The 25,234-nt window shown below is 61.4% G+C and carries 27 protein-coding genes; 24 read left to right on the top strand and 3 right to left on the bottom strand.

Annotation, left to right across the window (positions count from 1 at the left end):
* Positions 1-21 precede the first annotated feature (21 nt).
* The 10 genes from nuoH (at position 22) to ACWHTU_RS02735 (ending at position 10,245) form a co-directional block, all read left to right on the top strand.
* The gene (gene nuoH / locus ACWHTU_RS02780) at positions 22-1,089 is read left to right on the top strand and encodes an NADH-quinone oxidoreductase subunit NuoH (protein ID WP_447861464.1); all 1,068 of its coding nucleotides are present in this window, start codon (positions 22-24) and stop codon (positions 1,087-1,089) included.
* Between the two features lie 77 nt (positions 1,090-1,166).
* The gene (nuoI, locus tag ACWHTU_RS02775; RefSeq protein WP_447861462.1) at positions 1,167-1,709 is read left to right on the top strand and encodes an NADH-quinone oxidoreductase subunit NuoI; all 543 of its coding nucleotides are present in this window, start codon (positions 1,167-1,169) and stop codon (positions 1,707-1,709) included.
* Positions 1,710-1,816: 107 nt separating this feature from the next.
* A complete protein-coding gene (locus ACWHTU_RS02770) occupies positions 1,817-2,332 on the top strand; it encodes an NADH-quinone oxidoreductase subunit J family protein (RefSeq protein ID WP_447861460.1) in 516 nt (171 codons plus the stop codon).
* Positions 2,333-2,375: 43 nt separating this feature from the next.
* Positions 2,376-2,678, top strand: coding sequence for an NADH-quinone oxidoreductase subunit NuoK (gene nuoK / locus ACWHTU_RS02765; RefSeq protein ID WP_447861459.1), 303 nt, complete (start codon positions 2,376-2,378; stop codon positions 2,676-2,678).
* 96 nt (positions 2,679-2,774) lie between these two features.
* Positions 2,775-4,673 carry an NADH-quinone oxidoreductase subunit L gene (gene nuoL / locus ACWHTU_RS02760; protein WP_447861458.1) on the top strand — a complete coding sequence of 633 codons (1,899 nt, stop codon included), beginning with the start codon at positions 2,775-2,777 and terminating at the stop codon, positions 4,671-4,673.
* Between the two features lie 100 nt (positions 4,674-4,773).
* The gene (locus ACWHTU_RS02755; protein ID WP_447861456.1) at positions 4,774-6,363 is read left to right on the top strand and encodes an NADH-quinone oxidoreductase subunit M; all 1,590 of its coding nucleotides are present in this window, start codon (positions 4,774-4,776) and stop codon (positions 6,361-6,363) included.
* Entirely contained in the window at positions 6,360-7,835 is a 1,476-nt protein-coding gene (locus tag ACWHTU_RS02750; RefSeq protein WP_447861455.1) for an NADH-quinone oxidoreductase subunit N, read from the top strand. The genes ACWHTU_RS02755 and ACWHTU_RS02750 overlap by 4 nt, the downstream gene beginning before the upstream one ends.
* Positions 7,836-7,944: 109 nt before the next feature.
* On the top strand, positions 7,945-8,475 hold the full coding sequence (locus ACWHTU_RS02745) for a YhjD/YihY/BrkB family envelope integrity protein (RefSeq protein ID WP_447861453.1): 531 nt from the start codon (positions 7,945-7,947) through the stop codon (positions 8,473-8,475).
* An 11-nt stretch (positions 8,476-8,486) separates the two neighbouring features.
* Complete coding sequence (locus tag ACWHTU_RS02740; protein WP_447861452.1) at positions 8,487-8,759, top strand: YhjD/YihY/BrkB family envelope integrity protein; 273 nt, start codon at positions 8,487-8,489, stop codon at positions 8,757-8,759.
* 139 nt (positions 8,760-8,898) lie between these two features.
* Positions 8,899-10,245, top strand: coding sequence for a hypothetical protein (locus ACWHTU_RS02735; RefSeq protein WP_447861451.1), 1,347 nt, complete (start codon positions 8,899-8,901; stop codon positions 10,243-10,245).
* A gap of 30 nt (positions 10,246-10,275) precedes the next feature.
* On the opposite strand, the gene ACWHTU_RS02730 is transcribed toward ACWHTU_RS02735, so the two are convergent.
* The gene (locus ACWHTU_RS02730) at positions 10,276-11,433 is read right to left on the bottom strand and encodes a CBS domain-containing protein (RefSeq protein ID WP_447861449.1); all 1,158 of its coding nucleotides are present in this window, start codon (positions 11,431-11,433) and stop codon (positions 10,276-10,278) included.
* Between the two features lie 208 nt (positions 11,434-11,641).
* Here ACWHTU_RS02730 and ACWHTU_RS02725 point away from each other — a divergent pair, with 208 nt between their 5' ends.
* The 6 genes from ACWHTU_RS02725 (at position 11,642) to ACWHTU_RS02700 (ending at position 17,314) form a co-directional block, all read left to right on the top strand.
* Positions 11,642-12,349 carry a polysaccharide deacetylase family protein gene (locus tag ACWHTU_RS02725; protein ID WP_447861447.1) on the top strand — a complete coding sequence of 236 codons (708 nt, stop codon included), beginning with the start codon at positions 11,642-11,644 and terminating at the stop codon, positions 12,347-12,349.
* A complete protein-coding gene (locus tag ACWHTU_RS02720) occupies positions 12,316-12,810 on the top strand; it encodes an N-acetyltransferase family protein (protein WP_447861446.1) in 495 nt (164 codons plus the stop codon). The genes ACWHTU_RS02725 and ACWHTU_RS02720 overlap by 34 nt, the downstream gene beginning before the upstream one ends.
* Before the next feature lie 123 nt (positions 12,811-12,933).
* On the top strand, positions 12,934-13,332 hold the full coding sequence (locus ACWHTU_RS02715) for a VOC family protein (protein ID WP_447861444.1): 399 nt from the start codon (positions 12,934-12,936) through the stop codon (positions 13,330-13,332).
* 172 nt (positions 13,333-13,504) lie between these two features.
* Positions 13,505-14,374 carry a diaminopimelate epimerase gene (gene dapF, locus ACWHTU_RS02710; RefSeq protein ID WP_447861442.1) on the top strand — a complete coding sequence of 290 codons (870 nt, stop codon included), beginning with the start codon at positions 13,505-13,507 and terminating at the stop codon, positions 14,372-14,374.
* Positions 14,375-14,520: 146 nt separating this feature from the next.
* Positions 14,521-16,326, top strand: a complete 1,806-nt coding sequence (uvrC, locus tag ACWHTU_RS02705) for an excinuclease ABC subunit UvrC (protein WP_447861441.1) — start codon at positions 14,521-14,523, stop codon at positions 16,324-16,326.
* Between the two features lie 202 nt (positions 16,327-16,528).
* The gene (locus ACWHTU_RS02700; RefSeq protein ID WP_447861440.1) at positions 16,529-17,314 is read left to right on the top strand and encodes a helix-turn-helix transcriptional regulator; all 786 of its coding nucleotides are present in this window, start codon (positions 16,529-16,531) and stop codon (positions 17,312-17,314) included.
* A gap of 34 nt (positions 17,315-17,348) precedes the next feature.
* Here the strand turns inward: ACWHTU_RS02700 and ACWHTU_RS02695 are convergent, their stop codons facing one another.
* Positions 17,349-18,080: an acyl-homoserine-lactone synthase gene (locus tag ACWHTU_RS02695; RefSeq protein WP_447861438.1), complete on the bottom strand. Its 732-nt coding sequence runs from the start codon at positions 18,078-18,080 to the stop codon at positions 17,349-17,351.
* A gap of 174 nt (positions 18,081-18,254) precedes the next feature.
* Here ACWHTU_RS02695 and ACWHTU_RS02690 point away from each other — a divergent pair, with 174 nt between their 5' ends.
* From ACWHTU_RS02690 to ACWHTU_RS02655, 8 genes are all read left to right on the top strand, one after another.
* A complete protein-coding gene (locus ACWHTU_RS02690; protein WP_447861437.1) occupies positions 18,255-18,938 on the top strand; it encodes a response regulator transcription factor in 684 nt (227 codons plus the stop codon).
* Between the two features lie 301 nt (positions 18,939-19,239).
* Entirely contained in the window at positions 19,240-19,821 is a 582-nt protein-coding gene (locus ACWHTU_RS02685) for a TIGR00645 family protein (protein ID WP_447861435.1), read from the top strand.
* 9 nt (positions 19,822-19,830) lie between these two features.
* Positions 19,831-19,995 (top strand): hypothetical protein, encoded by a 165-nt coding sequence (locus tag ACWHTU_RS02680; RefSeq protein WP_447861434.1) that lies wholly within the window; start codon positions 19,831-19,833, stop codon positions 19,993-19,995.
* Positions 19,992-20,954: a patatin-like phospholipase family protein gene (locus ACWHTU_RS02675; RefSeq protein WP_447861432.1), complete on the top strand. Its 963-nt coding sequence runs from the start codon at positions 19,992-19,994 to the stop codon at positions 20,952-20,954. Before ACWHTU_RS02680 ends, ACWHTU_RS02675 begins: the two co-directional genes overlap by 4 nt.
* Before the next feature lie 9 nt (positions 20,955-20,963).
* A complete protein-coding gene (locus ACWHTU_RS02670) occupies positions 20,964-21,863 on the top strand; it encodes a hypothetical protein (RefSeq protein ID WP_447861431.1) in 900 nt (299 codons plus the stop codon).
* Between the two features lie 162 nt (positions 21,864-22,025).
* Positions 22,026-22,253 (top strand): hypothetical protein, encoded by a 228-nt coding sequence (locus ACWHTU_RS02665; RefSeq protein ID WP_447861429.1) that lies wholly within the window; start codon positions 22,026-22,028, stop codon positions 22,251-22,253.
* A gap of 23 nt (positions 22,254-22,276) precedes the next feature.
* Positions 22,277-22,522, top strand: a complete 246-nt coding sequence (locus ACWHTU_RS02660; protein ID WP_447861428.1) for a hypothetical protein — start codon at positions 22,277-22,279, stop codon at positions 22,520-22,522.
* Complete coding sequence (locus ACWHTU_RS02655) at positions 22,488-22,733, top strand: hypothetical protein (protein WP_447861427.1); 246 nt, start codon at positions 22,488-22,490, stop codon at positions 22,731-22,733. Before ACWHTU_RS02660 ends, ACWHTU_RS02655 begins: the two co-directional genes overlap by 35 nt.
* A 34-nt stretch (positions 22,734-22,767) precedes the next feature.
* On the opposite strand, the gene ACWHTU_RS02650 is transcribed toward ACWHTU_RS02655, so the two are convergent.
* Entirely contained in the window at positions 22,768-25,224 is a 2,457-nt protein-coding gene (locus ACWHTU_RS02650; RefSeq protein WP_447861425.1) for an ATP-binding protein, read from the bottom strand.
* Positions 25,225-25,234 lie beyond the last annotated feature (10 nt).

Here is a 25,234-nt window from a genome sequence, read left to right as displayed (position 1 = left end):
CAAAATTCCGGAGGAGCCGTGGTGGAAACGAGCCTGAAGCTGGCGATCTCTCTGACGCAAATTGCCGCCGTGATGGGCGTGGTCCTACTCACGGTCATGCTGCTGACTCTGCTCGAGCGAAAGGTGCTCGGCTGGATGCAGGATCGGATGGGCCCGATGGAGGTCGGTCCGTACGGCATCCTCCAGCCGATCGCGGACGGGATCAAGCTCTTCTTCAAAGAAGACATCATTCCCGCCGGCGCGAACAAATTCCTCTTCAGCGTGGCGCCGATTCTTGCGCTGGTTCCGGCCTTGATCGGGTTTGCCGTCGTGCCGTTCGGCCCAAACCAGACGGTGGAACTCTTTGGAGTGCAGTTCAAACCGTTCGTCATCAGCGACATCAACATCGGGATCCTCTATATCCTGGCGTTCGCGTCGATCGGCGCCTATGGAATCATCCTCGGTGGATGGGCGTCCAACAGCAAGTATTCGCTGCTCGGGGGTCTGCGATCCGCCGCTCAGGTCATCAGTTACGAGCTGAACGTGGGTTTGGCGATCGTCGGCGTGTTGCTTTTGGCCGGCTCCTTGAGTCTCGTCAAGATCACGGAAGCCCAGGCTGGCGGCTTTTGGAACTGGTTCGTCTTCGCGCCGCCGTTCCCGCAGATCTTCGCGTTCGTCGTGTACATCATCTCCGCAGTGGCCGAAACCAACCGCGTGCCGTTCGATCTGCCGGAAGCCGAGAGTGAACTGGTGGCGGGGTTTTTCACCGAATACAGCGGCATGCGGTTCGCCTTTTACTTTCTCGCCGAATATGCCAACATGATCCTGGTTTCCTGCGTCGCCGCGGCGTTGTTCCTCGGCGGCTGGAACGCGCCCTATCCGGGCACGATTCTGGCCCGGATCGGTTTGGAGCACATGGCCTGGATGGAGAACGTGGGCTGGTTCACCGTCAAGGTGTATTTTTTCCTGTTTCTGTTTTTCTGGCTGCGGGCCACGCTGCCGCGCCTGCGCTATGATCAACTGATGCGGTTCGGGTGGAAGGTGATGCTGCCGATCGCCCTGGGTAACATTCTGGTGACGTCGATCGCGGCGTACCTGTTCCCAAGATGAAGCAAGTAGCGGACAGCAGAACAGCCACTAGCTCTGCTCTGGCTCCCCTCTATACGCTATGCGCTACCGGTTCGGTCATGATGAAATTCAAACAGTGGCTCAAGACGATCACCTTTTACGAGATTCTGGTGGGCATGAAGGCCACGTTGACCCATTTGCTGCGCTACCGGCCGATTACCCTCCAGTATCCGCACGAAAAACGCATTTTGCCGGAGAGCTACCGCGGCATGCTCGCGTTGCTGCGCTATGACGACGGTACGGAGAAATGCGTCGGGTGCGATCTCTGCGAAGCGGCCTGCCCTTCCCGGGTGATCCGGGTGGTCAGCGGTGAAGTGCCGGGCGAACCCACCAAGCGATATGCGAAAGAATATTACATGGACATGACGCGCTGCCTGTTTTGCGGCCTGTGCGTCGACGCCTGCCCGGTGGACGCGCTCGGCATGACCCGCGAATTCGAGTGGGCGGTGTACGACAAACGTCAGCTCCTTCTGAATAAGGAGCAACTCCTCGCCATCGGCGATCGCTCATTCCCCGTGCGGGAAAAGCGGCTGGAGCTGCAACACCCGAATGTGGCGTTCTTCAACGTCGCATTCAAGCACGTGCCGCCGAAACCAACGTAAGCCAAACTCTCCTCGCCCTCGCTTGAGGTCACCACACAGAGGCGAATGGGGCGGAAGCGGTCCGGCGCGTTGACTTCCGGACTGTGCATGACTGGAGGCTGCGTCCGTTGAATCAGTTCTTCTTTTTTTATTTCGCCGGCGTCATCACGCTGACCTCGGTCCTCGTCGTCACGCTGCGCAATCCCGTCTATAGCGCCCTCTCTCTCCTGATCATGTTCTTTCACGTCGCGGGCCTCTATGTCACCCTGCATGCGGAGTTTCTTGCCGCGGTGCAGATCATCGTGTATGCCGGCGCGATTCTCGTGCTCTATCTCTTCGTCGTCATGCTGTTGAACGTCAAGCGCGAGGATCGTTACCACGCGCAATTGCCGGTCGCGGCATTGCTGGGGTTGACGTTTCTGACAACGGTGTTGCTCACGGCGGTCAGCCTTCGCGACGCCGGCGTTCACGCGGAGACGGCCGACGGCGCCGCCGGGACGCCTGGGAACACGGAAACAATCGGCCGGGCACTGTATTCGATGTATCTGTTCCCCTTCGAGGTGGCCTCGCTTATCCTGCTGGTCGCCATGATCGGCGCGATCGTCCTCGCAAAGCGGGACCTGTTCGAGAGGCGCGAACCGTGAAGCGTGGAGCGTCTCTCGCGAGACGAGATATAGGAGTTTCGTGATGATTCCCCTTTCCTATTATGTGATCCTCAGCGCCTTCGTGTTCATCACCGGCGTGATGGGCGTGCTGATCCGGCGGAATATCATCATCATTCTGCTGTCCGTGGAGCTGATGCTGAACGCCACGAACATCAACTTCGTGGCCTTCTCGCATTATCTCCAGAACGTGGCCGGCCAGGTGTTCGTCTTTTTTGCGCTAACGGTCGCGGCGGCCGAGGTCGCCGTCGGCCTGGCGATCATCATCGCGCTCTACCGCTCCAAGTCGAGCATCAACGTGGATGAGTTCCAATTATTAAAGTGGTGAAGACGCCGTTGGTCAACGGTAATGAACTGAACACCGGCTTTCAGAGCATCATTTTTCAGTGTTGGCCAATGACTCTTGACCATTGACCCATTACCTATGCTCTACGTCCTGATCCCACTCTTTCCCTTCGCCGCGTTCCTGCTGCTCGGTCTGGCCGGTCACTGGATCAGGGAACGGGCGCACCTCGTGGCCATGCCGGCCGTCCTCGGCTCGCTCGTACTTTCCCTTATTGCGTTCATGAACGCGGCCGAAGGCGACCGGATTTCGGTTCCGCTGTACACCTGGATCGATTCGGGCGAACTGGAAGTCCGCCTGGGCCTGTTCATCGACCGGCTGACCGCCGCCATGCTGTTGCTCGTGACGATCGTCAGCTCGCTGGTGCACGTCTACACCATCGGTTACATGCACGGCGAGAAGGGATATGCACGCTTTTTCGCCTACATTGCCCTCTTCACCTTCTCCATGCTGATGCTGGTCATGGCCGACAACTTCCTCCAACTGTTCATCTTCTGGGAGGCGGTCGGGTTGTGCTCCTATCTGCTCATCGGCCACTGGTATGAGCGGCCGGTCGCCTGCGCTGCGGCGACCAAGGCCTTCATCGTGAACCGGGTCGGCGACTTCGGGTTTTTGCTCGGGCTCCTGGTGATCGTCTACAACTTCGGCTCGTTGGACTATCGGCAGGTGTTTGCTCAGGCGCCGAGCTTCGCCGGCGACATGATGAACCTGCTCCGTCCATTTGGAGGAACGTGGGAAGTCTCCACGCTCACCGTGATCTGTCTTCTGTTGTTCGCCGGCGCGGTCGGGAAATCGGCACAGGTTCCGCTGCACGTTTGGCTCCCCGACGCGATGGAGGGCCCGACGCCGATCTCGGCCCTGATCCACGCGGCCACGATGGTGACCGCCGGCGTGTTCATGGTCGCCAGGCTGGCGCCGCTGTATCACCTCTCGCCGGTCGCGATGGACCTGGTGGCGGTGGTCGGGGCCATCACGATGGTCCTCGGCGCGACCGTCGCGTTGACGCAGACCGACATCAAGCGAATCGTCGCCTACTCAACCGTAAGCCAACTCGGTTACATGATGATGGCCTGCGGTCTGGGCGCCTATGCGGCAGGAATCTATCACCTGCTCACGCACGGCGCGTTCAAGGCGCTCCTGTTCCTGGGCTGCGGCTCGGTGATCATCGCGCTGCATCACGAACAGGACATGCGGCGCATGGGCGGACTTAAAGACAAGCTACCGATCACCTACTGGACCTTCGTCATCGGCTCACTGGCGCTGGCCGGCTTTCCGCTCACCGCCGGCTTCTTCAGCAAGGACGCATTGTTGTTGGCGTCGTGGTCGTCGGGGACGTTGGGTCAAGCGCTCACCGTCTTCGGGCTACTCACGGCGCTTTTGACCGCGTTCTATAGTTTCCGTCTTGTCTTCGTGACATTCTGGGGCCCGTCGCGTGTCGATCCCCACCTGATCGGCCGTATCCAGGAACCGTCCAAGACGATGACGGTGCCCTTGCTTATCCTAGCCGCACTCAGCGTGATCACCGGCTACTTAGGCATTCCTGAATTTTTGACGCCGATCTTTCCCGGCGGCGGAGAGGCCGGCCGTCACAGCGGAGCCGCCGCGAACGGCATCATGGCCGTGGCAACGTTGATGGCGCTGACCGGCATTGCGGCGGCCTATTACGTTTATGTAAAAGAGCCCGGGCTGCCAGATCGGCTGGCCGCTCGCTGGGAACGGGCCTATCGGCTCTCGGCCAACAAATGGTACGTGGACGAACTCTACCACGCGACCGTCGTGCGCCCCACCTTCTCGCTCGCCGACGGCCTGTGGAAACAGGTGGACGTCGCGATCATCGACGGCGCGGTAAATGGGGTCGCGCACGCGATCGCCTGGGGCGGATGGCTGTTGCGCCTGATCCAGAGCGGGCAGACCCAACATTACGCGCTGGCCATGACGGCCGGCGCGGTGCTGTTGTTGGCGGTGTATCTGTTTTTTTAACGGCGGATGGCGAATGATCAAGGAACGGCAGCACACAGTGGAAGCGCGATTGCATGCCGTCGGCTTTCAGCGCGAACCCCGTTAGCTCTTCGGTGACCGGATGAACGAAGCAAGCCTTCAGAGCGCGTTCCCCTGGCTGACCGTCCTAGTGTTCCTCCCCCTTGTCGGCGCCGTGTTCGTGTGTCTCGTTAAGGAGACCGCGGTTCGCTGGACGGCATTGGCGGCGACGGTCGCCGACTTGCTGGTGGCGCTGCCCGTCTGGTTTCAATTCGATCCCGCTGTGCCGGGCATGCAGTTCACCGAGCACGTCTCCTGGATTGCGTCCCCTCCGATCAGCTATCGGTTGGGCGTGGACGGCATCAGCTTGCCGCTGGTGCTCATGACCGCTCTCTTGATGCCGCTCTGCGTGCTTGCCTCCTGGCAGGCGATCGAAACCCGGGTCCGCAGCTTCATGGCCGTCATGCTGGTCATGGAAGCGGCGATGCTCGGCGTCTTCGTCGCGCTCGACTTCGTGCTGTTCTACATCTTCTGGGAAGCGATGCTGATCCCGATGTATCTCCTGATCGGCGTCTGGGGCGGTCCGAACCGGCTGTATGCGGCCATCAAGTTTTTCCTCTACACCCTGGCCGGCAGCGTCCTGTTGCTGGTCGCGATCATCGTTCTCTATTTTCAGGGCGGCCACACGTTCGACATCCTCGCGCTCGCTCGGCGCTCCTACGACGCCTCGCTCCAGGCTTGGCTGTTCCTCGCCTTTTTCGCCGCTTTTGCGGTCAAGGTGCCGATGTTCCCGTTTCATACCTGGCTGCCCGACGCCCACGTCGAAGCACCCACCGCCGGCAGCGTGATTCTGGCCAGTGTCCTGCTGAAGATGGGCGCGTACGGCTTCCTGCGCTTTTCGCTTCCCATGCTGCCGGATGCGACGGCGACGTTCACGCCGCTCATGATCGCGCTTTCAATCACGGCGATCATCTACGGCGCCTACATGGCGCTGGCACAGACCGACCTAAAGAAGCTCATTGCCTATTCCAGCGTCAGTCACATGGGATTCGTCACACTCGGCATCTTCGTTTTGAACCACCAAGGCATCGAGGGCGCGGTGCTGCAGATGGTCAATCACGGCATCACCACCGGCGCGTTATTCTTGTGCGTCGGCGCCGTCTACGAGCGGACGCACAGCCGGATGATCGCAGATAACGTGGGACTGGCCGGCCCCATGCCGCGTTACGCCACCCTGCTGGTGATCTTTGCGCTCTCGTCGCTGGGCCTGCCGGGCACGAACAGCTTCGTCGGCGAATTTCTCGTCCTTGTCGGAGCTTTCCTCTGGAACAAGATCGCGGCCGGCCTGGCTGCACTCGGCGTCATTCTGGCCGCGGTCTATGTGCTGTGGATGGTCCAGCGAGTGGCGTTCGGTGTACCGGCCGATCGCCACACCAGCCGACTGGCCGATCTGAACCCGCGCGAGACGGCCGCCTTCGTGCCGTTGGTCGCGCTGGTGTTTTGGATCGGCATATTCCCCAGCCCCCTCCTCACGAGAATGCACGCCAGTGTCAATGAACTGGTTGAACGAGCCGAGACAAGGGACCAGGGACCAGAGGCGAGGGGCAATCGGAATGATGACTCGGAGCCGCACGATACAGCTCTCCTACTCGCCCCTCGCCTCGCTTCTCATGCCCGGGAGAGTCATCCATGACGCTTCTTCCCAGCGACCTCACGGCGATTCTCCCCGAACTGGTCGTCGTCGCGGCGGCTTGTCTCGTGCTCGGGCTGGACCCGATCATCCCCGCGTCGAAGAAAGACGCATTGGCGTGGCTGAGCCTCGGCTCCCTGACGATTTGTCTGGGCTTCACCGCCTCCCAAATGGGCGGCCGGACGACCGCGTTCAGCGACCTGGTGATCATCGATCCGTACGCCTGCTTCTGGAAGCTGCTGTTGTACCTGGTGACGGGGCTGACCATTTTGCTGTCGTTCGCCTACCTCAAAGAGGAGCATCTCCACCTCGGCGAATATTACGGCTTCATCTTGTTGGCGCTGTCCGGCATGATGGTCATGGTGTCGGCCGCCGATCTGCTGACCATTTATCTCGGCACCGAACTGATGTCGCTGTCGCTGTACATCCTGGCTGGACTCAAGCGATCCGAGCCGCGCTCCCTCGAAGCTTCGGCCAAATATTTCGTGCTGGGCGCCTTTTCCTCCGGCCTGCTGCTGTACGGCATCTCGCTGCTCTTCGGTGCGGCGGGCGGCACCAGGCTCTCCATCATCGCCAGCGCCGTGGCGGCACGGGGACTCGATGACCCGGTCCTCTTGTTAGCGATGGTCCTGTTGGCGGTCGGCTTCGGCTTCAAGCTCGCCGTGGTCCCATTCCACATGTGGACGCCCGACGTCTACGAAGGCGCGCCGACCTCCGTCACCGCCTTCATGGCCGTGGCCTCCAAGGCGGCTAGTTTCGGCGCGTTTCTCCGGGTGTTCGTGGAAGGGCTGGGCGGCCTCAAAACGAACTGGCAGCCCCTGTTTTTGGCGGTGTGCCTTGCCACGTTAGTCCTCGGCAACGTGGTTGCGATCGTCCAAACCAACATCAAGCGCATGCTCGCGTACTCGAGCATCGCGCACGCCGGCTATGCCCTGATCGGCCTGGTCGCGGCCGGCCGGGCGGCCGATGGCGTCGGCGCCGCCGGCCTGGCCAGCGTCATGCTCTATCTCGCCGTCTATGCCTTCATGACCTTAGGCGCTTTCGCCGTCGTCGCGATGGTGCGTAAGGGCGGGCTGGAGGGAGAAGAGATCGAGGATTTCACGGGTTTGGCCAAGCGGCAGCCAGCGGCGGCGCTGCTCATGCTGGTGTTCATGGTCTCGCTTGCCGGCATCCCCCCGACGGCTGGCTTTATCGGAAAATTCTACCTGTTCATAGCGGCGGTCGACAGCGGGCTGGCTTGGCTGGCCGTGGTCGCCCTGCTTTTCGCCGCCGTGTCTGCCTACTATTATCTGCGCGTGGTGATGGTCATGTACATGCGGGAGCCTGAACCAGGCACCGCCCCGGTGCCATGCTTGATCGCCTCTCCGGCGCTCTCCATCGTCCTCGCTTGCGCGATCGCCGGCGTTGTGCTCTTGGGCCTGTTCCCTAATCCTCTTGTCTCCCTGACCACCCAAGCCGTCCTTGTCTTGAAGTAGCCGTCCCGTTCGTGTCTTGCATCGTTCATGCACACGCACCGCAATCGTGGTACGCTCGGAGCGTCAACGCGGGAGCTTCCGGGAAAGGATGATCCGGCCGTTGCGCTTCATGTCCGGCGTGATGACGGAGTTTTGCCGGCTCGGCTGTGCCAGTCTGGCCGCTTCCGTGGCCTCCTTCTTCCTGCTGTCGCTTTTTCCGATGGTCTTCCTGCTGCTCTACGCCGTGGGGTTCCTCGTCAGCCAGAACGTCATCGGCCACCAATTTCTATTGAGCTTTTTGAAAGGCTTTCTCCCCAGCCTCGGAGCGGGCCTGGCGGACGAAATCCGCCACGTCGCCGAGCTGGAACCCGTTCGGTGGATCGTTCTGCTCGCCTTCGCCTGGTTCGGCACCCTGGTGTTCATCGAAATCGATTACACGATCAACGTGGTGTTCGGATCGTCCCGGCACCGCCACCCGCTCATTTCCACCGTCGTCGCCGTCGTCCTGTTCGGCGCCATCGAGCTGCTGCTGATCGTGACCTATGTGGCGACCCAGACCATCGACGCCCTCGTCGCCCATGCACCCCGCGCGTGGAGCCTCGACTTGGTCGCGGTCGCGGCGCACACTTCGTTCTCGGCTACACGCTGCCCTTCATCCTGAGCTTGGCGGCGGTGACCTGCCTCTACCGCTACTTGCCCCGACAACGCCCCAGCCTGCGAGACGCCGCAACCGGCGGAGTCGTGTTCAGCCTGCTCTGGGTCCTGGCGAAAGTCCTGTTTGTCGCCTACGGCGGTCAGGCGACGATTTACGGCCGCCTGTATGGCTTGCTCCTGGACGTCATCCTCCTTCTGCTCTGGGTGTACTATTCGGCCAGTCTGTTGCTGTTCGGCGCCGTCATTGTCCGTCGGCTCCAACTTCGCGCGACCCCGCCTTCCTCACCCTGATTCTTATTTGCCGAGGACCAGCGCCCACGAACCGGCTTGCTCCGTGTTTCCCGACCTGCCGCCTTCCGACCTTTTTCTGGCGCGGATACGGGTTCGCAGATAGAATGGACCTCGTTCTCGGGAATTGAGCGGCGTCCTTATGCTAGAAATCGTGAATCGGGAGTTCCTGCTCTTTGCCGGGGCCATCATCGGATTCGTCGCCGCTGTCCTGTCGTTCATGGACAAGTTGTTGACGATCCAGGATCGGCTGCGGTCGGCCAAGACGAACAAGCAGATGGTCATAGAAAGCCGTGCCCAGGAAGAGCCGGTCTCTCGCGCGCAAACGATCAGCGCAAAAATCCTGGAAAAGACGTCCTATCTGTTCTTCTACGAAACCAGCGTGATCGTAGCCGCCGGAATCCTGCTGAACTATCTCGGCCTCACCCTCAGCCGGCATCTGCACAGCATGCTCTTCCTCGACATGACCGGCACCGCGCTGGCCGCATTTCTCCTGGGCCCCTGGTGGGGAGCGATCGTCGCGGTGCTGTCGAATTCGGTGGTGAATTGGCTGCTCTTCCCGGAAACCGGAGCCGATGTCATCATCTTCCCCTGGTCGCTGGTGAACATGGCGGGCGGATTCTTTTGGGGCTTCATGGCCCGGCGAGCCGGCTTCAGCAAGTATCTGCGCACCGGCCGCAGTTCGATCTTTTCGCATGTCTGGTTTCTGTTCACATTCGGCGTGCTCGGCGCCGTTGTCATGAGTGTGCCCGGCGCGCTGGTACAGACTGCCCTCGGAGAGAACGCAGTCCTTGCCCTTAATCCTCAGGTGGCGGAGACGCTCAGTCGGATCGTGATGGAATGGCAGCAGGCGATCGAAGCTCACTTGGATGTGTGGTTCGGGCTGGGCTACGGACAGAGTCTGGGCTGGACGGTGGTCAATTGGTTGCAGACCTGTATCCGCTACATCCCCGACAAGACCATGAGCGCAGCGATCGCCCTGGTCGTGCTGAAGTACGGCTATCCGCTCTTCGAGCGGGAATTGATTCACGGCGGGAGGCCAGGTGACGAGCGGGTCCTTCCGCTTGTTCTGGGGCTGCTGTATGCACCCTCATTCGCCGTGCTGCTCACGTCTGAATCCTACGGCGGACACCGGTTTTGGTTGCTCTGGTGCTCACCCTGGATCATGATCATTGGAGGCTACGTCGCGTTGCGTTACTGGGGACCGGGGGAATCGGGCCTGCGCGAAGCGCGACTGCAACGCGCGCAGCGCTATGCGAAGGCGTTGAAACCGATCAACCACGAATCGTCGTATGAATTCTGCCGACGGCTGACCTTCGCGACGTTAATCACCAGCTTGCTGTTCGCGCTCTTCCTCCCCATCTTGCTGGTGGATTTCTACCGGGTCGCCTTCAACTTCTTCTGCGTCGTTTACGGCCTTATGCTCGCCGTCCATCTCGTGCGCGTGGCGATCGCGCAAAACCTCTCGGTCGCGCGGGCGGATGACTGACCGTGAAAGGGACAAAGGGAGGGCTTTGCTCTAACTTTGGAAGCCGCGCAGTTGCAGATACCGCGCGACCGCTGAGCGCGTCACCAAGCCGACCAGCCGCCCGTCATCGACCACCACCAATCGGTCTTCACCCGTCTGAACCATCCGTTCCAGTGCCTGAACGACGGAACAATCGGACGCCACCGCCATGTCCGGCGTCCAAGGTCGCATCACGTCCTGCACCCGCCGCCACGCCCACAGCGATGTCGGAACGGCCCGGATTTCGCGAACCGTAACCATACCGACTGGGCGACCGTCCTGCACCACCGGAAATCCACCGTAGCCATAGTGCAAGAACCAGCCGTTGACGGCGTCTTCCACCGTCAGCCCCGGATCGATCGTTGTCACGGCGCAGACCATGAGGTCCCGCACGGCAACAGAGGAGAGTATCGCCTTCAGCGCCGCTTGCCGGCGACTGCCGCGCGCAGCCGTGAACAGAAACGCGCCGATCAGAACGATCCACCCGCCGTTCGTTACGAGCGTGCCTGGTAATGCGCCAGCCACCGCGGCAAAGACCACCAGGCCGCCGAGCAGCGCCAACGAGCCCCCGAACCACAGTCCGGCCAGCGAAGCTTGACTGGTGGCTCGATAGAAATCCTTGGTCCACGCCCACAGGCCGGCCCGCAGCACCCGTCCTCCATCCAGAGGAAATCCGGGGATCAAGTTGAACACGCCGAGCAGGAAGTTGGTGTGCCCCACCATCACGGCGAGAACCAGAAGACCCTGGAACCGACCGGCTCCGGGTACGGATTCGGCCAGGGACACTAGTCCGAAGCACAGCCCGCCCAGCAGGAAACTCACAAGCGGTCCCGCGATCGCAATGAGAAACTCGGCCCGCGGTCCCGGCGGTTCCCGACGCATCTGGGCAACCCCGCCGAAGATAAACAGTATAATCTGCCCGATGGGAATACGATAGCGTAAGGCTACATAGGAATGGCCCAACTCGTGGAGTAGGACTGAAGCGAAAAGCAGCACGGCGGACACGCCGCCCATCGCCCAATACCGCGCGGCGGAGTGCCCGGGCAAGACTGACGGCAGATAGCCGGTAGCCAGCGTCCAGGTCACAAACAGGAAGACGAGAAACCAGGACGCGTGGACTTTGATGGGGATGCCGAGGATCCGACCGATCTGCCAATCCGGACCGTGCATTCCGTGAACCCCTTTCCCGTCGCAGGCTAGCAGCCGGCCAGATCAGCCGTCAACGGGAGCCGTTCCATGCGAGGCGCCCGCATTTTTCGATTTGTTGGGATGCGGCCATGCCGGCGACCACCTGCCCCAACGCTGACCGTGCGGCGGCCTTACTCGGCGTTTCCGCTTCAGGTATACTCACCGTATGCCGGGTAACAGCGGACCATGTGTGGGCTTGGCCGCCGGCCTGACAGCGCTGCTGGGTTTTGTGTGGATGATCGCGCCCGGACAGGCGCACGTGATCAAGTCCGGGCCGCCGGCATGTAAGGCCGCCGCTTTGACCTTTGATCTTTGCCCGGTGCGAGGCGGGACCGGCTACGATGCGGAGCTGATCAACTATCTGGTGTCCAACCGGATTCCCGCCACCTTCTTTCTGTCCGGGAAGTGGATAGCCAAGCACGAGACGGAAGTGCAAGCGCTGTTGAACGTGCCGTTCTTCGAAATCGGGACACATGGGCATGTGCACGCGCACCTACCGATGCAGAATGAAGAGGAGCAACGCCGAGAAATTCTCGGACCGGTCACGCTGCTCCGGACGAAGTACGGTCGGAACGCATCCTTATTCAGACCCCCTTACGGGGAATTTAACGAGCTCACCGTGGATGTCGTGAGATCCCTGGGGCTTCGGCTGATTTTGTGGAGCGTCGAGTCCGGCGATCCGGACCCGCAACTGACTCGCGCGCAGATCCTGGCGCGGCTCACGGCCAGGATTAAACCTGGCAGCGTGATCGTCTTTCATGCCAACGGCAAGGGCAGGCACACGCGCGCCGTAATCGAGGATCTGGCGCAGGTTTTGTTGCCCGACCGCGGGCTGACTCCGGTCACTGTTTCGGAGCTTCTCGCATGCGTGAACCACGCCCCGCAGCCGCACCGGTGATCCGGGCGTTTCAACCGGAGGATCGAGAGCCGGTTGTTCGATTTCTCAACGACTCCGATCCCTGGAAGCGGCTGAATTATACGGCAGCCGATTGGAACCGCATTTTCACACCGCTGCCGCAGGGGCGCGACGGGTATGTCATCGAACTGGATGGAGCCGTTGCAGGGGTGGCGTTGGTACGCCAGAAGTTTCTCATGGGGGACTATCTGGAGTTGCTCGCCGTGGCCCCGTGGGCGCAAGGTCGGGGCTTGGGGGCCGCGCTGCTGGCTCACCTGGAACGAATCGTCTTTGCCCGCACGAAGAACGTCTTCGCCTGCGTATCCGACTTCAATGAGGGCGCGCGGCGGTTTTATCGGAAACACGGCTACCAGGAGATCGGACCCATGCCGAATTTCCTGATTCCCGGGTCGGCGGAGATTCTGCTGCGCAAGACGGTGGGGCCGGCGAGAACAGCCGGGTAATGCGTCAATCGTCATGCGTCGACTGTGAGGAGCGGACGGCAAGGGTCATCGGCCTTCTTGAGAGTGACGCTTGTCCAGCGACGATGACGATCAGCGTCCTGAAGGACGAAGTACGAGGGAACGATGAAAGTCAAAAAACTGCTGCACACCCGCATGCGCGTCAGCGACATGGATGAGACGATCAAGTTCTACACGGATGTGCTGGGGCTTGAAGTCCTGGAGCGGAAAACGTCGCCGCGCGGTTCGCACCTGGCGTTTCTCAAGGTGCCCAACAGCGAGGAACTGATCGAGCTGTGCAGCTTTCCGCCGAGCGGCCCAGTCAAGGTCCAGGAGGATTTGGTCCACCTGGCGTTCGAAGTCGACGACCTGGATGAGATGATCCGGGCTCTTGAAGCCAAGCAGGTCAAGATCACCGACGGCCCGACCAGGACCTCCTCCGGCAGCCGCTTCATTTTTATCGACGCTCCCGACGGCTACGAGATCGAATTGATCGAACGGCCGCCAGGCACGGCGATCGTGTAACATCGGCCAGGAACTGACCGCTCATGACGAGCAGCGAAGAGATGATCGCGCGCAGGCGAATCATGGACCTGCTCGCAAGCCTCGGCCGAGTTCGCGCCCCTCGACGGCTGTGATTCACCCGTACGCGCGGTGAGCTGTTCGCTATTCGCTACTCAGCCAAGGAGAGATCAGCATGAAGAACGCCTTCTACCGGGGCCACGGTCTCGGCAACGATTACCTCGTTATGGATCCGAAAGACCTGTCGTTCAAGCTCACGCCCGCCAACATTCGGGCGATCTGCGACCGCCACTGGGGCCTGGGCAGCGACGGCATTCTGGCGCCCATTCCCTCCAAGAACGCCGACTTCGGCCTTCGCATCTTCAACCCCGATGGCAGCGAGGCGGAGAAATCCGGTAACGGCCTGCGCATCTTCGCTCGCTATCTGCACGCGACCGGCCGCGTCCGCCGGAAAACGTTCACCGTGGACACCAAAGGCGGGCGGGTTGCGGTGGAATTGCATCTGGATCGATACGGAGAGGCCAGCGCTGTGACGGTCGAGATGGGACGGGCCTCCTTCGCTCCCGATGCGCTCCCGTGCAAACTGGCCGTGGACGAGGTGATTGACCAGCCGATCACAGTGGCCGGACAGCAACTTCGCTTTACGGGCGTCAGCGTCGGCAATCCGCATTGCGTCGTCTTCAAGCCGAAAGGAGCAGAGTGGACCACAGACGAACTCCGCCTTCTCGGCCCGGAACTCGAAAACCATCCGCTGTTTCCCAAACGGACTAACGTCCAGCTTGCCGTGCCGACCGGTCCGCGGGACATCTTCATCCTGATCTGGGAGCGAGGCGCAGGAGAGACTCAAGCCTCCGGGTCCTCTTCCTGCGCCGCCGCCAGCGCGGCCGTGCGGTTGGGCTTGGTGCGAAGCCCGGTCACCGTCAACATGCCGGGCGGCGCCTTGCGCATCGACGTAGCCAAGGACTTCGCCCTCACCATGAAGGGACCCGTCGCGGAAGTGGCGCGGGGTACCCTGAGCCCGGCCTTTGTGCGGGGATTGCGGTAAACAAGCTTCGCACCTTCCACCGTCGGTGATCACCCCCGCAGCCGAGTTGCCGCCGCTCCTTCCAGGCCGTACAATGGGTTGGCGCCGCAGGACCGGTTCTGAACGAGTCCTGGGCGGACCAGTGAGAGCTGAAGGCTGACCGCCCGATGTCTCCGGACCTTCAATCCAAACTCGACCACCTTCCCCAACAGCCGGGCGTGTACCTGTTCAAGAACGCCAGCGGCGAGATCTTGTACGTCGGCAAGGCCAGCGTGTTGGCCGACCGGGTGCGGTCGTACTTCCAGCGCGGGACAGATCACACACCGAAGACCGCCGTCCTGGTCGGGCAGGTTGCGGACGTCGAAACGATCGTCACCCGATCGGAACTCGAAGCCCTCATTCTGGAAAGCAACCTCATCAAACGCCACCGTCCCCGATTCAACGTCGTGCTCCGGGATGATAAGCAGTATCCCTACCTCCGCTTGCCGGTCAAGGAGGACTTCCCGCGTTTGTCGATCGTCCGCCGCGTCCAAAAAGACGGCGCCCTCTACTACGGCCCCTACACGCCGGCCGGCGCGTTGCGCGAGACCTTAAAGGTCATCCGCAAGGTGTTCCCCCTCGCCACTTGCGAGATCGACATCGACGGCAAGGCCGAGCGCGCCTGCATCGAGTTCGAGATCAAGCGCTGTATGGCGCCTTGCATCGGCAACCAGACCCGCGAGGAGTATCACCGAATCGTCAAGCAGGTTCGCCAATTTCTGGAAGGGCGCGACACCGAACTGTTGGAAGACTTGCGGGCACATATGCATGCGGCGGCCGAGCGGGAAGAATTCGAAGAGGCCGCACGGCTGCGCGATCGGATCTTCAAGATCGAGCGGACGCTGGAGAAGCAGCGCGTCACGCAGACCTCCTCAACGGACCAGGACGTCCTCGGGCTGGCGCGGCGGGGGGCGGCGGTCGATCTGCAGATGCTGTTCGTGCGCGGCGGCCTGCTGATCGGGCGTAAGGATTTTTTCTGGACCGAGTCGGCGGAGGCGAGCGACGAGGAACTTGTGCGGTCGGCCATCGAACAGTTTTACAACAAAGACGGTCTCCCGCCGAAAGAGTTGCTGGTCCCGACGACATTGGCGGATGCGCCGCTGATCGAGCGGTGGCTGTCCGAGAAAAAAGGCGAGCCGGTACGGGTGCTCGCCCCGGAGCGGGGCAAGAAGCATCAGTTGGTGCAACTCGCGGAGGAAAACGCGGCCGCCGCGCTTGCCGACCATCTCCGCAACGAGGAGACCGATCGCCTGGCGACGGAAGAACTGAAACGCCTGCTCCGCCTCGACAAGGTCCCGCGCCGCATCGAGGGGTTCGACATCTCGAACACGATGGGCGACCAGTCGGTCGCCTCGCTCGTCGTGTGGGAAGATGGCCAGGCGAAGAAGTCGGACTACCGGAAGTTCCGCATCCGGACCGTCGCGGGGGCAAACGACTTCGCCAGCATGCAGGAAGCGGTGATGCGGCGGTACGGCGAGGCCGAGGATCTGCCGCTCCCGGACCTTGTGTTAATCGACGGCGGGCTGGGCCAACTCGCCGCCGCGATGGAGGGCTTGAAACGAGTCGGGCGCGCGGAACTGCCCGTCATCGGACTGGCCAAGGCCCGTGGCGAGAAAGCGGACCGCGTGTTTCTCCCCGGCCGCAAAAACCCCATCGTGCTCAACCCCTCCTCGCCCGCCGCGCACCTGCTCCAGCGCATCCGCGACGAAGCGCACCGCTTCGCCATCACCTATCATCGCAAACTCCGTGGAAAGGCCCTGATCGCCTCACGACTCGACCAGATCATTGGGATCGGCGAGATCCGGCGGAACGCTCTGCTCAAAGCTTTCGGCGACTTGGACGCTATCGCGCAGGCAACCGACGAAGAATTGCAACAGACAGGCATCGACAGCAAGACCGCGGCTGAGATTCGCAAGGCGCTGTCCAGAGCTTAACCATTCGTTGTCCGCCGCTAACTTACGTAAATCGCTTGCCAGAGGGCGATCTTCCGCACCAAGTGGGGCAACGCTTGCGGCGAAGAAGGCGGGCTACTATAATGAGGTCGTTCTGGGAGGAAGTCTGCGCAACTCTCCGCTCCCCAATGTGACACTGAACGACCGCCCGGGCTTGGGTCTTCGGTTTACGGGAGGGTAACCGATGGTGCAATCCAGAACGCCTTTCCCCGCCAGACTCTTCACCGACTTCACCAAACGCGAACTCCAGGACTTTCTCGAAATCTTCCACTATTCTGTTGAGGCCGAAACCAACGAAGACGTGGTCTCGGTGCTGCGCCTTCTCCAGAAAATTGTCCCCTGCTCTCACATCATCGGCGGTCTGGTGCGCGTCGACCAGACGGGACGGGTTAAAGAATTCGCGAACGTGCTCAATGTCAGTTACCCCAACGATTGGCTCCACCGATACGCCCAGAACGGATATGCGCAAGTCGATCCGGTTTTGAATTCTCTCATGACCAGCTTGGAGACCCAGGTGTGGGAACATACGTATCAGAATGTGACCTCCACCAAGCAGAAAGAGTTCATCGAAGATGCGAAATCGTTTGGGTTGGTCAACGGCGTCACGACCGGCTCGCTGGAAGCCCGGCGCGGCTTGGCGAGCTTTTTCTCCTTCGCCGGCGGCGGATCCAGCGATAACCGGCGCTACGCGGGCATTCTGGAATACGTCATCCACCACCTGCACCAAGCCTTGATTAAGAACGCGCCGAACCCCGCCTACAACCGCGTGAACGGCCTCTCCTCCCGCGAACTGGCCGTGCTGAACTGGATGAAGGACGGAAAGACCAACTGGGAGATTGCTCGCATTCTTGGTGTCACCGAACGCACCGTTCGCTTCCATATTGAGAGCATTTTTATCAAGCTTGACGTGACATCGAGGACCCAGGCGGTCGCCATGGCCATTGAAAGCGGCGTCTTGACGACCACGTGACGCCGTTCCTTCGTTCTGCGGTTCGAGACCTGTCTCAGGCCTTTACCAATTCTCCGTCGATCGGGACCGCCTCTTCACCAGCCTTGACCTGGACGGTCTGTGGCACGGCCGCCTCGTCACGAACTTTCGCGTTGTCCAGCAACGTAATCCACCGTAGGAACTCCGGTCGCTTCTGAGCGCTTTCATCCCGGAACTGGTCCCAATCCAACACCGCCGCCACGGAAAGTGCGCCAGCCGGCGGCAGCGCCACGGCCGGGCTGATTGGTTCACAGGGAAAGCCGATTGCGCGGAGCACGCGGAGAAACCGTTTCTCGACGACCATGTAGAGGTATCGGACATCATTAAAGACTGACCACTGATACACGCCTTTGAACAATGCCAGCATCATACGGGACGAAAGTCCTTTATCGTGAATGCCCGGATCCACGGTCAGTCGTGTGATTTCCACCGTATCCGGTTCCTTCCGAAGACGATACCCCGGAAGCAGACAAGGTCGGAACTCCGATTCCAACATGAAGGGCCCGGGCGGTACGAGGATACGGAACAAGCCTGCCAGGGTTCCATCGCCCATGAACAGACCGACCGATATGGCCCAGGCATCATACGCATCCACCTCTAATTCGAGGGGCGAGGCGGACACCCATTGCAATCGGTCGACAAACACTTTGTGGCGCAGCCGATAGGCTTCCACAAGATCTTGTTGCTCCGTGAGTGTTTTGACCAGGAACCGTCCTTCATAGAACGCAATCGTCCTCCATCTCACCATGGTCGCCTCCCTTGTTTTGCGTAAGAACCCAGGCCAGGGAGAGCGTCATGGTCGAAATCCCACTTTTTGTCACCTGGCGGAGTCGCCAGGTGTTCCGGGTGGCTTCCTTTGGCATGCTGGCGGGAAGAGACTGCCCGGTTTTTACCCTTAGGGCATCATGATTTGGAGGGCCCCATGGACAAACGCAATGGCAAGCCCATTCGCGCGTACATCGTGGACGATCATGAAGTCGTGCGAGCAGGGCTCCGAACAATCCTTGAATCCGCCCATGAGATCGCCGTGATCGGTGAAGCAGGCGCCGGAACGGAAGCGATCGAGGATGTCATTCGGTTCAGACCCGATGTTGTCCTTATGGACGTGCGTTTAAGACAAGGCAACGGCATCCAGGCCTGCCGGGACATCCGAAAAATCTGTCGCGAAACCCGCGTGCTGATGCTCTCCGCTTTTACCGAGGAGGGCCTTGTCCTGGACGCTGTGTTGGCCGGCGCCCACGGCTATCTTTCCAAATTCGCAAGCCGCGCGGCCCTGATCAGCGCCGTGCGGGCGATCGCGGCGGGCCGGACGGTGTTCGAGAGGACGGCCGCCTCGCGGGTGACGGAAATGCGCCCTGTGCAGACCGTGAAACCCAGGACCGGCCCGGAGAGCCTGACCGCGCAAGAACAGCGTGTCCTGACGCTGGTTGCAGAAGGGAAGACCAACAAGGAAGTCGCGGCCGCGCTAGACCTGAGCGAAAAAACCGTCAAGAACTATCTCGCCAATATCTACGACAAACTCAACATCTCGCGTCGGGCCCAAGCCGCCGCCCTTTATGCGAGAGGCATGAGCACCGTTCATCATTATTCCGTACGAATGCATTGATGTCGCCGGCTCGGCGGCACCGGCCAACCTCGATACCGTCACCATTGTGCCGGGCGCCTCGCCTGATCTGAGGCGCCCAGGCCCCTTCAGTCCTTCCCTCCAGCACACTTGAATGGTCTTGCGGTTGCGACCTTCGTCGTCGGGCCCACCGGAGCGAATTGACAGATGGCGATCAGCTCACTAGGATACGCCTCGGAAACGGAACTCGAGTCGATGGACGCCCGAACGTGTAGAGACCGTTGATCCTGCCATCCGCCACCCCATGCAGCGAACGCGATCCGCCGATCAGCAAGGAGACCGTATGTCCAACGTGACGCATTCCTCTCATTCATCGGCCACAGCCACAACCTCCGCCGCGACGGCCACGGCCATCGCCGGCCGCGTCGAGCGCGGATTCGAGGTTATCGTGTTCGCCAGCCGGTGGATTCAGGCGCCGCTTTATGCCGGCCTGATCGTGGCCGAGCTGCTGTATGCCTACAAGTTTCTCGTCGAGCTGTGGGAGATGATCCACAACATCCGCGAGTTGACGGAGACGATTTTCATGCTCGGCGTCCTCTCTCTCGTCGACATCACGATGGTCGCCAACCTGCTCACCATGGTCGTGATCGGCGGCTACGCGACGTTCGTCAGCAAGCTCGACCTGGAGGGGCACCGGGACCGACCGGATTGGCTCAGCCACGTGGACCCGGGTACGATCAAAGTCAAATTGGCGGCTTCCCTCATCGGTATCTCCAGCATTCATCTCCTGAAGGCCTTCGTGAACGTGAGCAACGTATCGCCCGAACATATCAAATGGCAGATCTTCATTCACATGACATTCCTGGGCTCCGCCATCTTGTTGGCTTGGACCGACAAGCTGATGCTGAAGGATCGTAAGCATTGAGCCGCCGCGGTGAGCCCGATTCCCACCTTGTTCAAGCGCAAGAACGACTGTCACGCCGCAAGGCTGATTAAAGCCGCGCAGAAGGTCGCGGTGAAATACCGGCATCAGCTCGTGGACTTCATCGAGGCGGGACACCGACCTGCGCCGTACCCGAGCCGAAAGAGAATGCTATGAGTGCGCCGTCTGGCACGAGTGGTCCATTCCAATTGAGCCAGGTCCTCGCGGAAGAATATGAGCGTCTCCACGGTTCACGCGTGGACTTTCCACCGGAGATAGGCGAACCCGAACGGCTGAAGGACATCTGCCGGCGCATCCATGCCCTTCCCTACGGGCGAGCGGCTCTCTGTTTGTCTGGCGGCGGCATCCGCAGTGCGACCTTTGGTCTCGGCATCATCCAAGGACTGGCGCGCCTGCATCAGCTCGACCGGCTCGATTACCTTTCGACGGTCTCCGGCGGCGGGTACATTGGGAGCTGGCTCACCGCCTGGATCAAGCGCCATCCGCGCGGCCTTGCCGGCGTGACCCAGGAACTCAGCGTGCAGACCCGCGCCCCGCTCGAACCGGAACCCGACCCGGTGAACTGGATCCGACGATACAGCAATTACCTAAGCCCGCGGCTGGGGCTGCTCTCGGCGGATTCCTGGACGGTGATCGGCATCTATCTCCGCAACTTGCTGCTGAACTGGCTGGTTCTGTTGCCCCTCGCGCTTGCGGGATTGGCGATCCCTAGACTGTATCTCGCGCTGGCACGGTTGGAGATGCCTGATTGGATGCCCGAGTGGGCGCTGCTCACGGTAGTCGCGATCGGAAGTTTGCTCATCGTCCTCTCGCTGACCTACATCCACCTGTACCGGCCCAGCCTGGCCTATCTCCGCGTTCACGAACGATGGAAGACGTTCGAAGAACAGCCGTGGTTCCTTCTATGCTCGTGGCTTCCTCCGCTGACCGCGTCTCTGCTGCTCATGCTCGTCTGGGCCTGGTTCCACAACACCGGGAAGGACCTCGGCGCCGTCTCGTGGAACGGGTGGGCGATCCGGCGGACCCTGATCCTCTTCACCGTCGCCACGTCGGCCATCAACGTCGCCGCCTGGACGATCGCCTGCTTCTGCCTGGATCGCTTTCGCAAGGGCTAGGAACCCCTGTTGGCCGAGCTGGTTGTCATCGTGATGAGCGGAGCCTTAGGAGGCTTGTTGGCCTGGACCGGACTGGAGGGCCTGACCCACGAACAGCGAGTCAGGGAGTATGCTGCCTGGTATACGACGTTCGCCGCGCCGGGATTCCTGGGCGGCTTTCTTCTCGCGGCAACCTTTTTCGTCGGGATCACCAGCCTCTACACGCGAGATGAGGATCGGGAATGGTGGGGACGGTCCGGCGCGTGGGTGCTGATCGGCGGCGTCGCATGGACGGCGGCGAGCGGCATCGCGATCTTCGAACCAACCGGGCTCGCCGAGTTTCCCGTGTTGCTGACCTCGCTGGGAGGCCTTTCCGGTCTCGTCAGCGTTGTGCTGGGATTCAGTCGGAACACCGCCGCGGTGAACTCGCGGGAGTCCGGGGCCGGTTTAGTGAACACGGCGCTCGCGGTGGCGGCGCCCGTGGCGGTGGTGTTCGTCCTGGCGTTGTTGGCGGCGGCCACGAGCGCGCTCTTCGCGCTCACACTGGGCCTCATCATATTGACCGGACCGGCGCAAGACGGAGGGTGGACGTATCAGCAGATTCTGGAACGGACACGATGGGACAGACTGGTCGCGTTTATCGTCACGCTGGCGCTCACCAGCGTTTTTTTGTCACGCTACGTGAATATCAATAAGTTCTCGTTGCACTCGATGTATCGCAACCGGCTGATCCGCGCCTATCTCGGCGCCTCGCGGCTTGGGGAATATGGGCATCGGCGTGATCCCAATCGTTTCACCGGCTTCGACCCTAGGGACAACTTCACGATGAAGGACTTGGCCCCCGACGGAGCGCCGGCGCAGAAGCCGTTCCACGTGGTGAACATCGCGTTGAATCTGGTGCGGGGAACCAACCTCGCCTGGCAACAGTGAAAGGCCGTGTCGCTCACCGTATCCCCGCTGCACTGCGGCAGCTTCCTGCACAAGGATCTCGGGTAACGCCGTTCAGCGGAATACGGCAAGAATCACGCGTACAAGACCGCCATCACGCTGGGAACCGCCCTGGCCATCTCAGGCGCCGCGGCCAGCCCCAACATGGGCTATCACTCGTCGCCCGCCGTCGCGTTTCTCTTGACCCTGTTCAACGTCAGGCTCGGGTGGTGGCTGGGCAACCCTGGAATGGCCGGCGCCAACACGTTCGATCGATCCTGCCCAGATTCATCGATCCGCCCGCTTCTGGCGGAAGCGTTCGGGCTCACCGACGAACACAACCCCTACGTCTATCTTTCAGATGGCGGGCACTTTGAGAACTTGGGTCTCTAGAAATGGTTCTTCGACGATGCCGCATGATCATCGTGAGCGACGCCGGGTGCGATCCCCAATTCGTGTTCCAAGACCTAGGCAATGCCATCCGCAAGATCAGGGTGGACCTCGGCACCGACATCGACATCAACGTGGACATGCTTCGCCGGCGGAATCAGGAAGGGCGCAGCCGTTGGCACCACGCGATCGGCACCATCCGCTATTACGAATGTAGATGCCGGCGGGCGGGACGGCGTGCTCCTATACCTCAAACCGTCACTTACCGGTAACGAGCCCGCCGACGTCCTGGAGTACGCCGCGCAGCACAAGACATTCCCGCATGAAACGACGGCCGACCAATTCTTCGATGAATCGCAGTTCGAATCCTATCGGCGCTTAGGCCAACACGTTGTCGAAGAGGTCTTCGGCCAGGCGGCCGCCCAACCAGCCGAAGGGCTTGGTCCGGTCTTTGACCGCCTCCGTTCCGACTGGAACGCCTGACCCGTTTGTCTTCTGCGGACCGGGTGCCGCGCGATTACCGCCAGGCGGGCGTCCAGCGTCCATCCTGATCGGCCCAGTGCGGCGTCCAGGCGATGGCAACCAGGCGGACAGCGATGTTGGTCTTGGAGGGCCGGAGCGCGATGGTCTCGAGCGGCTCGGTCAGCGGATCGATCTTGGACAGCAGGGCGTCCGTTTCCACTTGAAACTGCGTCTCCAAGTCGGCGAGTTGTTTGCGGATTGCCTCGATGTTCTCCTCTGCGCGGGCGACGTCTTTGGCTTCCTTGATCGACCGGCCGACGCCCCGCGCCGCGGTCGCGGCCTTCCCCAGCGTGGTCGCGCTGATCGTCTTTCTGCCAAGAAACGCGCCCAGCAACGTCGCGCCGAATGAGATCGCCGTCTGCAGATGTTGCGCCTTGGCCTGCTCGGCTTCCCGTTCCTTGGCCTGCTCGGCGCGACGCAGACGTTCCTGCAACGCGGCCATCTTCGGTCCATACTTGCGCCGGAGTTGCTCCGTCACCTGATCCCGCCGTTCGTGCGCGAGCTGGTGCAGCCGGATGCGAAAATCTCGCTCCGACTCGCCGGGCTTGGACATCTCCTTCAACGATGGGCTCCTGAACAACTCGACCTTCTGCGTGCGGTAGAGCCAATTGGCGAAATCTTTGCTCCACAGGTCGAAGCTCTTCCTGTTGACAACCGGAGAAGGAAGCGGTGCATACCGCGCCGGGTCCTGCGGAGTCCGCTCGAGCTCAGCCACCGTTACGTCGGCCTCGACCGCATCGTCCCAGTCCACCGCCACGGGCGCGTCGGTCATCGGGGCCAGGAATACGCAATCCTGGGCAACGTCCACGCCCGCCTTCGCGTCGGCCACCCGGATCTGCGCCGCCCCCAACAATCTCGGTCGGTAGACCAGATCAGCGCCTGCCGGACGGGCGCCGCGGACAGGGATGAAATATTGTGGAATGTCGGGCGCAAGAACAGGACGAGCGGCAAGGGGCGAGGAGCTCAAGGTAACCGATGGAAGGTCAGCTTCGGGCTTGCGACCTCTCGCCTCTTGTCCCGTGCCTCGCGCTGTCGACCGTTTATAAGGGTCCATCAATTTCTTGATTTGATCGCGGGTGAGCGGGCCGCGCAGGTAGGAGAGCGTCCAGCGTGTTTCGAACACAACCGGCGCGTCCTCATGGACGTTGTGCATCAGAAAGATCCGGCTGCCCAGCCCGGCCAACAGCTGCTCCATCTGTTGCCGATCGAAGCGTTGGCCGCCGCCGGCCGACGCGCCCTCGAGCCCTTCCAATACGCGCGCCTTGTCCCGCTCGGTCTGCAAACGGCCGATGAACCAGGTGCCGGTATTCGCCAGCCCCTTGTAATCGAGATCGACCGGGTTTTGGGTGGCGAGCACGACCCCGAGGCCGAACGCGCGGGCCTGCTTGAGCAAGGTGAGCAGCGGTTGCTTGGAAGGCGGGTTGGCGACGGGCGGGAAATAACCGAAGATCTCATCCATGTACAGGAGAGCGCGGAGGCTCGTCGTGCCCGTCTGGGAACGGACCCATCCCAGCGTCTGGCTCAGCAGCAGCGTAACGAAAAACATGCGCTCGGCATCGCTCAGGTGAGCGATCGAGAAGATCGCAATCCGCGGCTTGCCTTCCGATGTGTAAAGCATCCGTCCGATGTCCAACGCGTCGCCTTCCAGCCACACCGAAAAGCCCGGCGCAGCCAGCAGATTGTTGAGTTGCATGGCGAGCGCGAACCGGTCCTTCGCAGGATAGAACGATTCCAGGTCGAGCACGCCCACGTGAGAGACCGGCGGAACTTGAATCTGCCGGATCAGCGTCGCGAGGTCGAGGTCCTCCCCTTGCTTCCACGCCGCCTCGAGGATAGTCGAGATGAGGATGTGCTCACGGCTCCTGATCGGATCGGTCTCGATGCCCAGAAGGCCCAGCAAACCGGTTGTGGTGGTGCCGATCCGCTCGCGCAGCGCTTCGGCGTCGTCGAGCACCGCACGCGACGGCGCGGCGAAGGATTGCACGATCGAGACCGGCAGGCCTGCGGTGCTCCCTGGCGTGTAAATGACAAACTCAGCAGCGTCGCGCAAACGCTGGATGCGGGTGCCGTCCTGCCCCCACTCGGCCAGGCCCTTCTTCCACCACTCCGCTTGTTGCTGGGCGTACTCCGGCGGTGACAGTCCTTTCTTCTGCGCCTCGCCTTCGTTGATCCACGGCTCGAAGTCTTCCCCGCGGAGTTGCGGGAATGTCAGCAGCAAATTCCCCAAATCCCCTTTGGGATCGATCACGAGGGCTGGGATGCCGTCAATCGCCGCTTCTTCAAGTAAGGCGAGACAGAGACCAGTCTTGCCACTCCCGGTCATGCCCACGCAGACCGCATGGGTGACCAGATCTTTCGAGTCGTAGAGCAGCCAGCCCGGCTTGGGCTTGTTCTTTCTCAGGTCGTAGGGGCGTCCAAGATAGAAGACGCCGAGCTGTTCGAAATCCTGCATTGCGCTGGTA

The organism is Nitrospira calida (genome assembly GCF_976986435.1).
The sequence above is the reverse complement of the archived record's forward strand: the minus strand, read 5'-3'. Positions and strand labels throughout refer to the sequence as shown.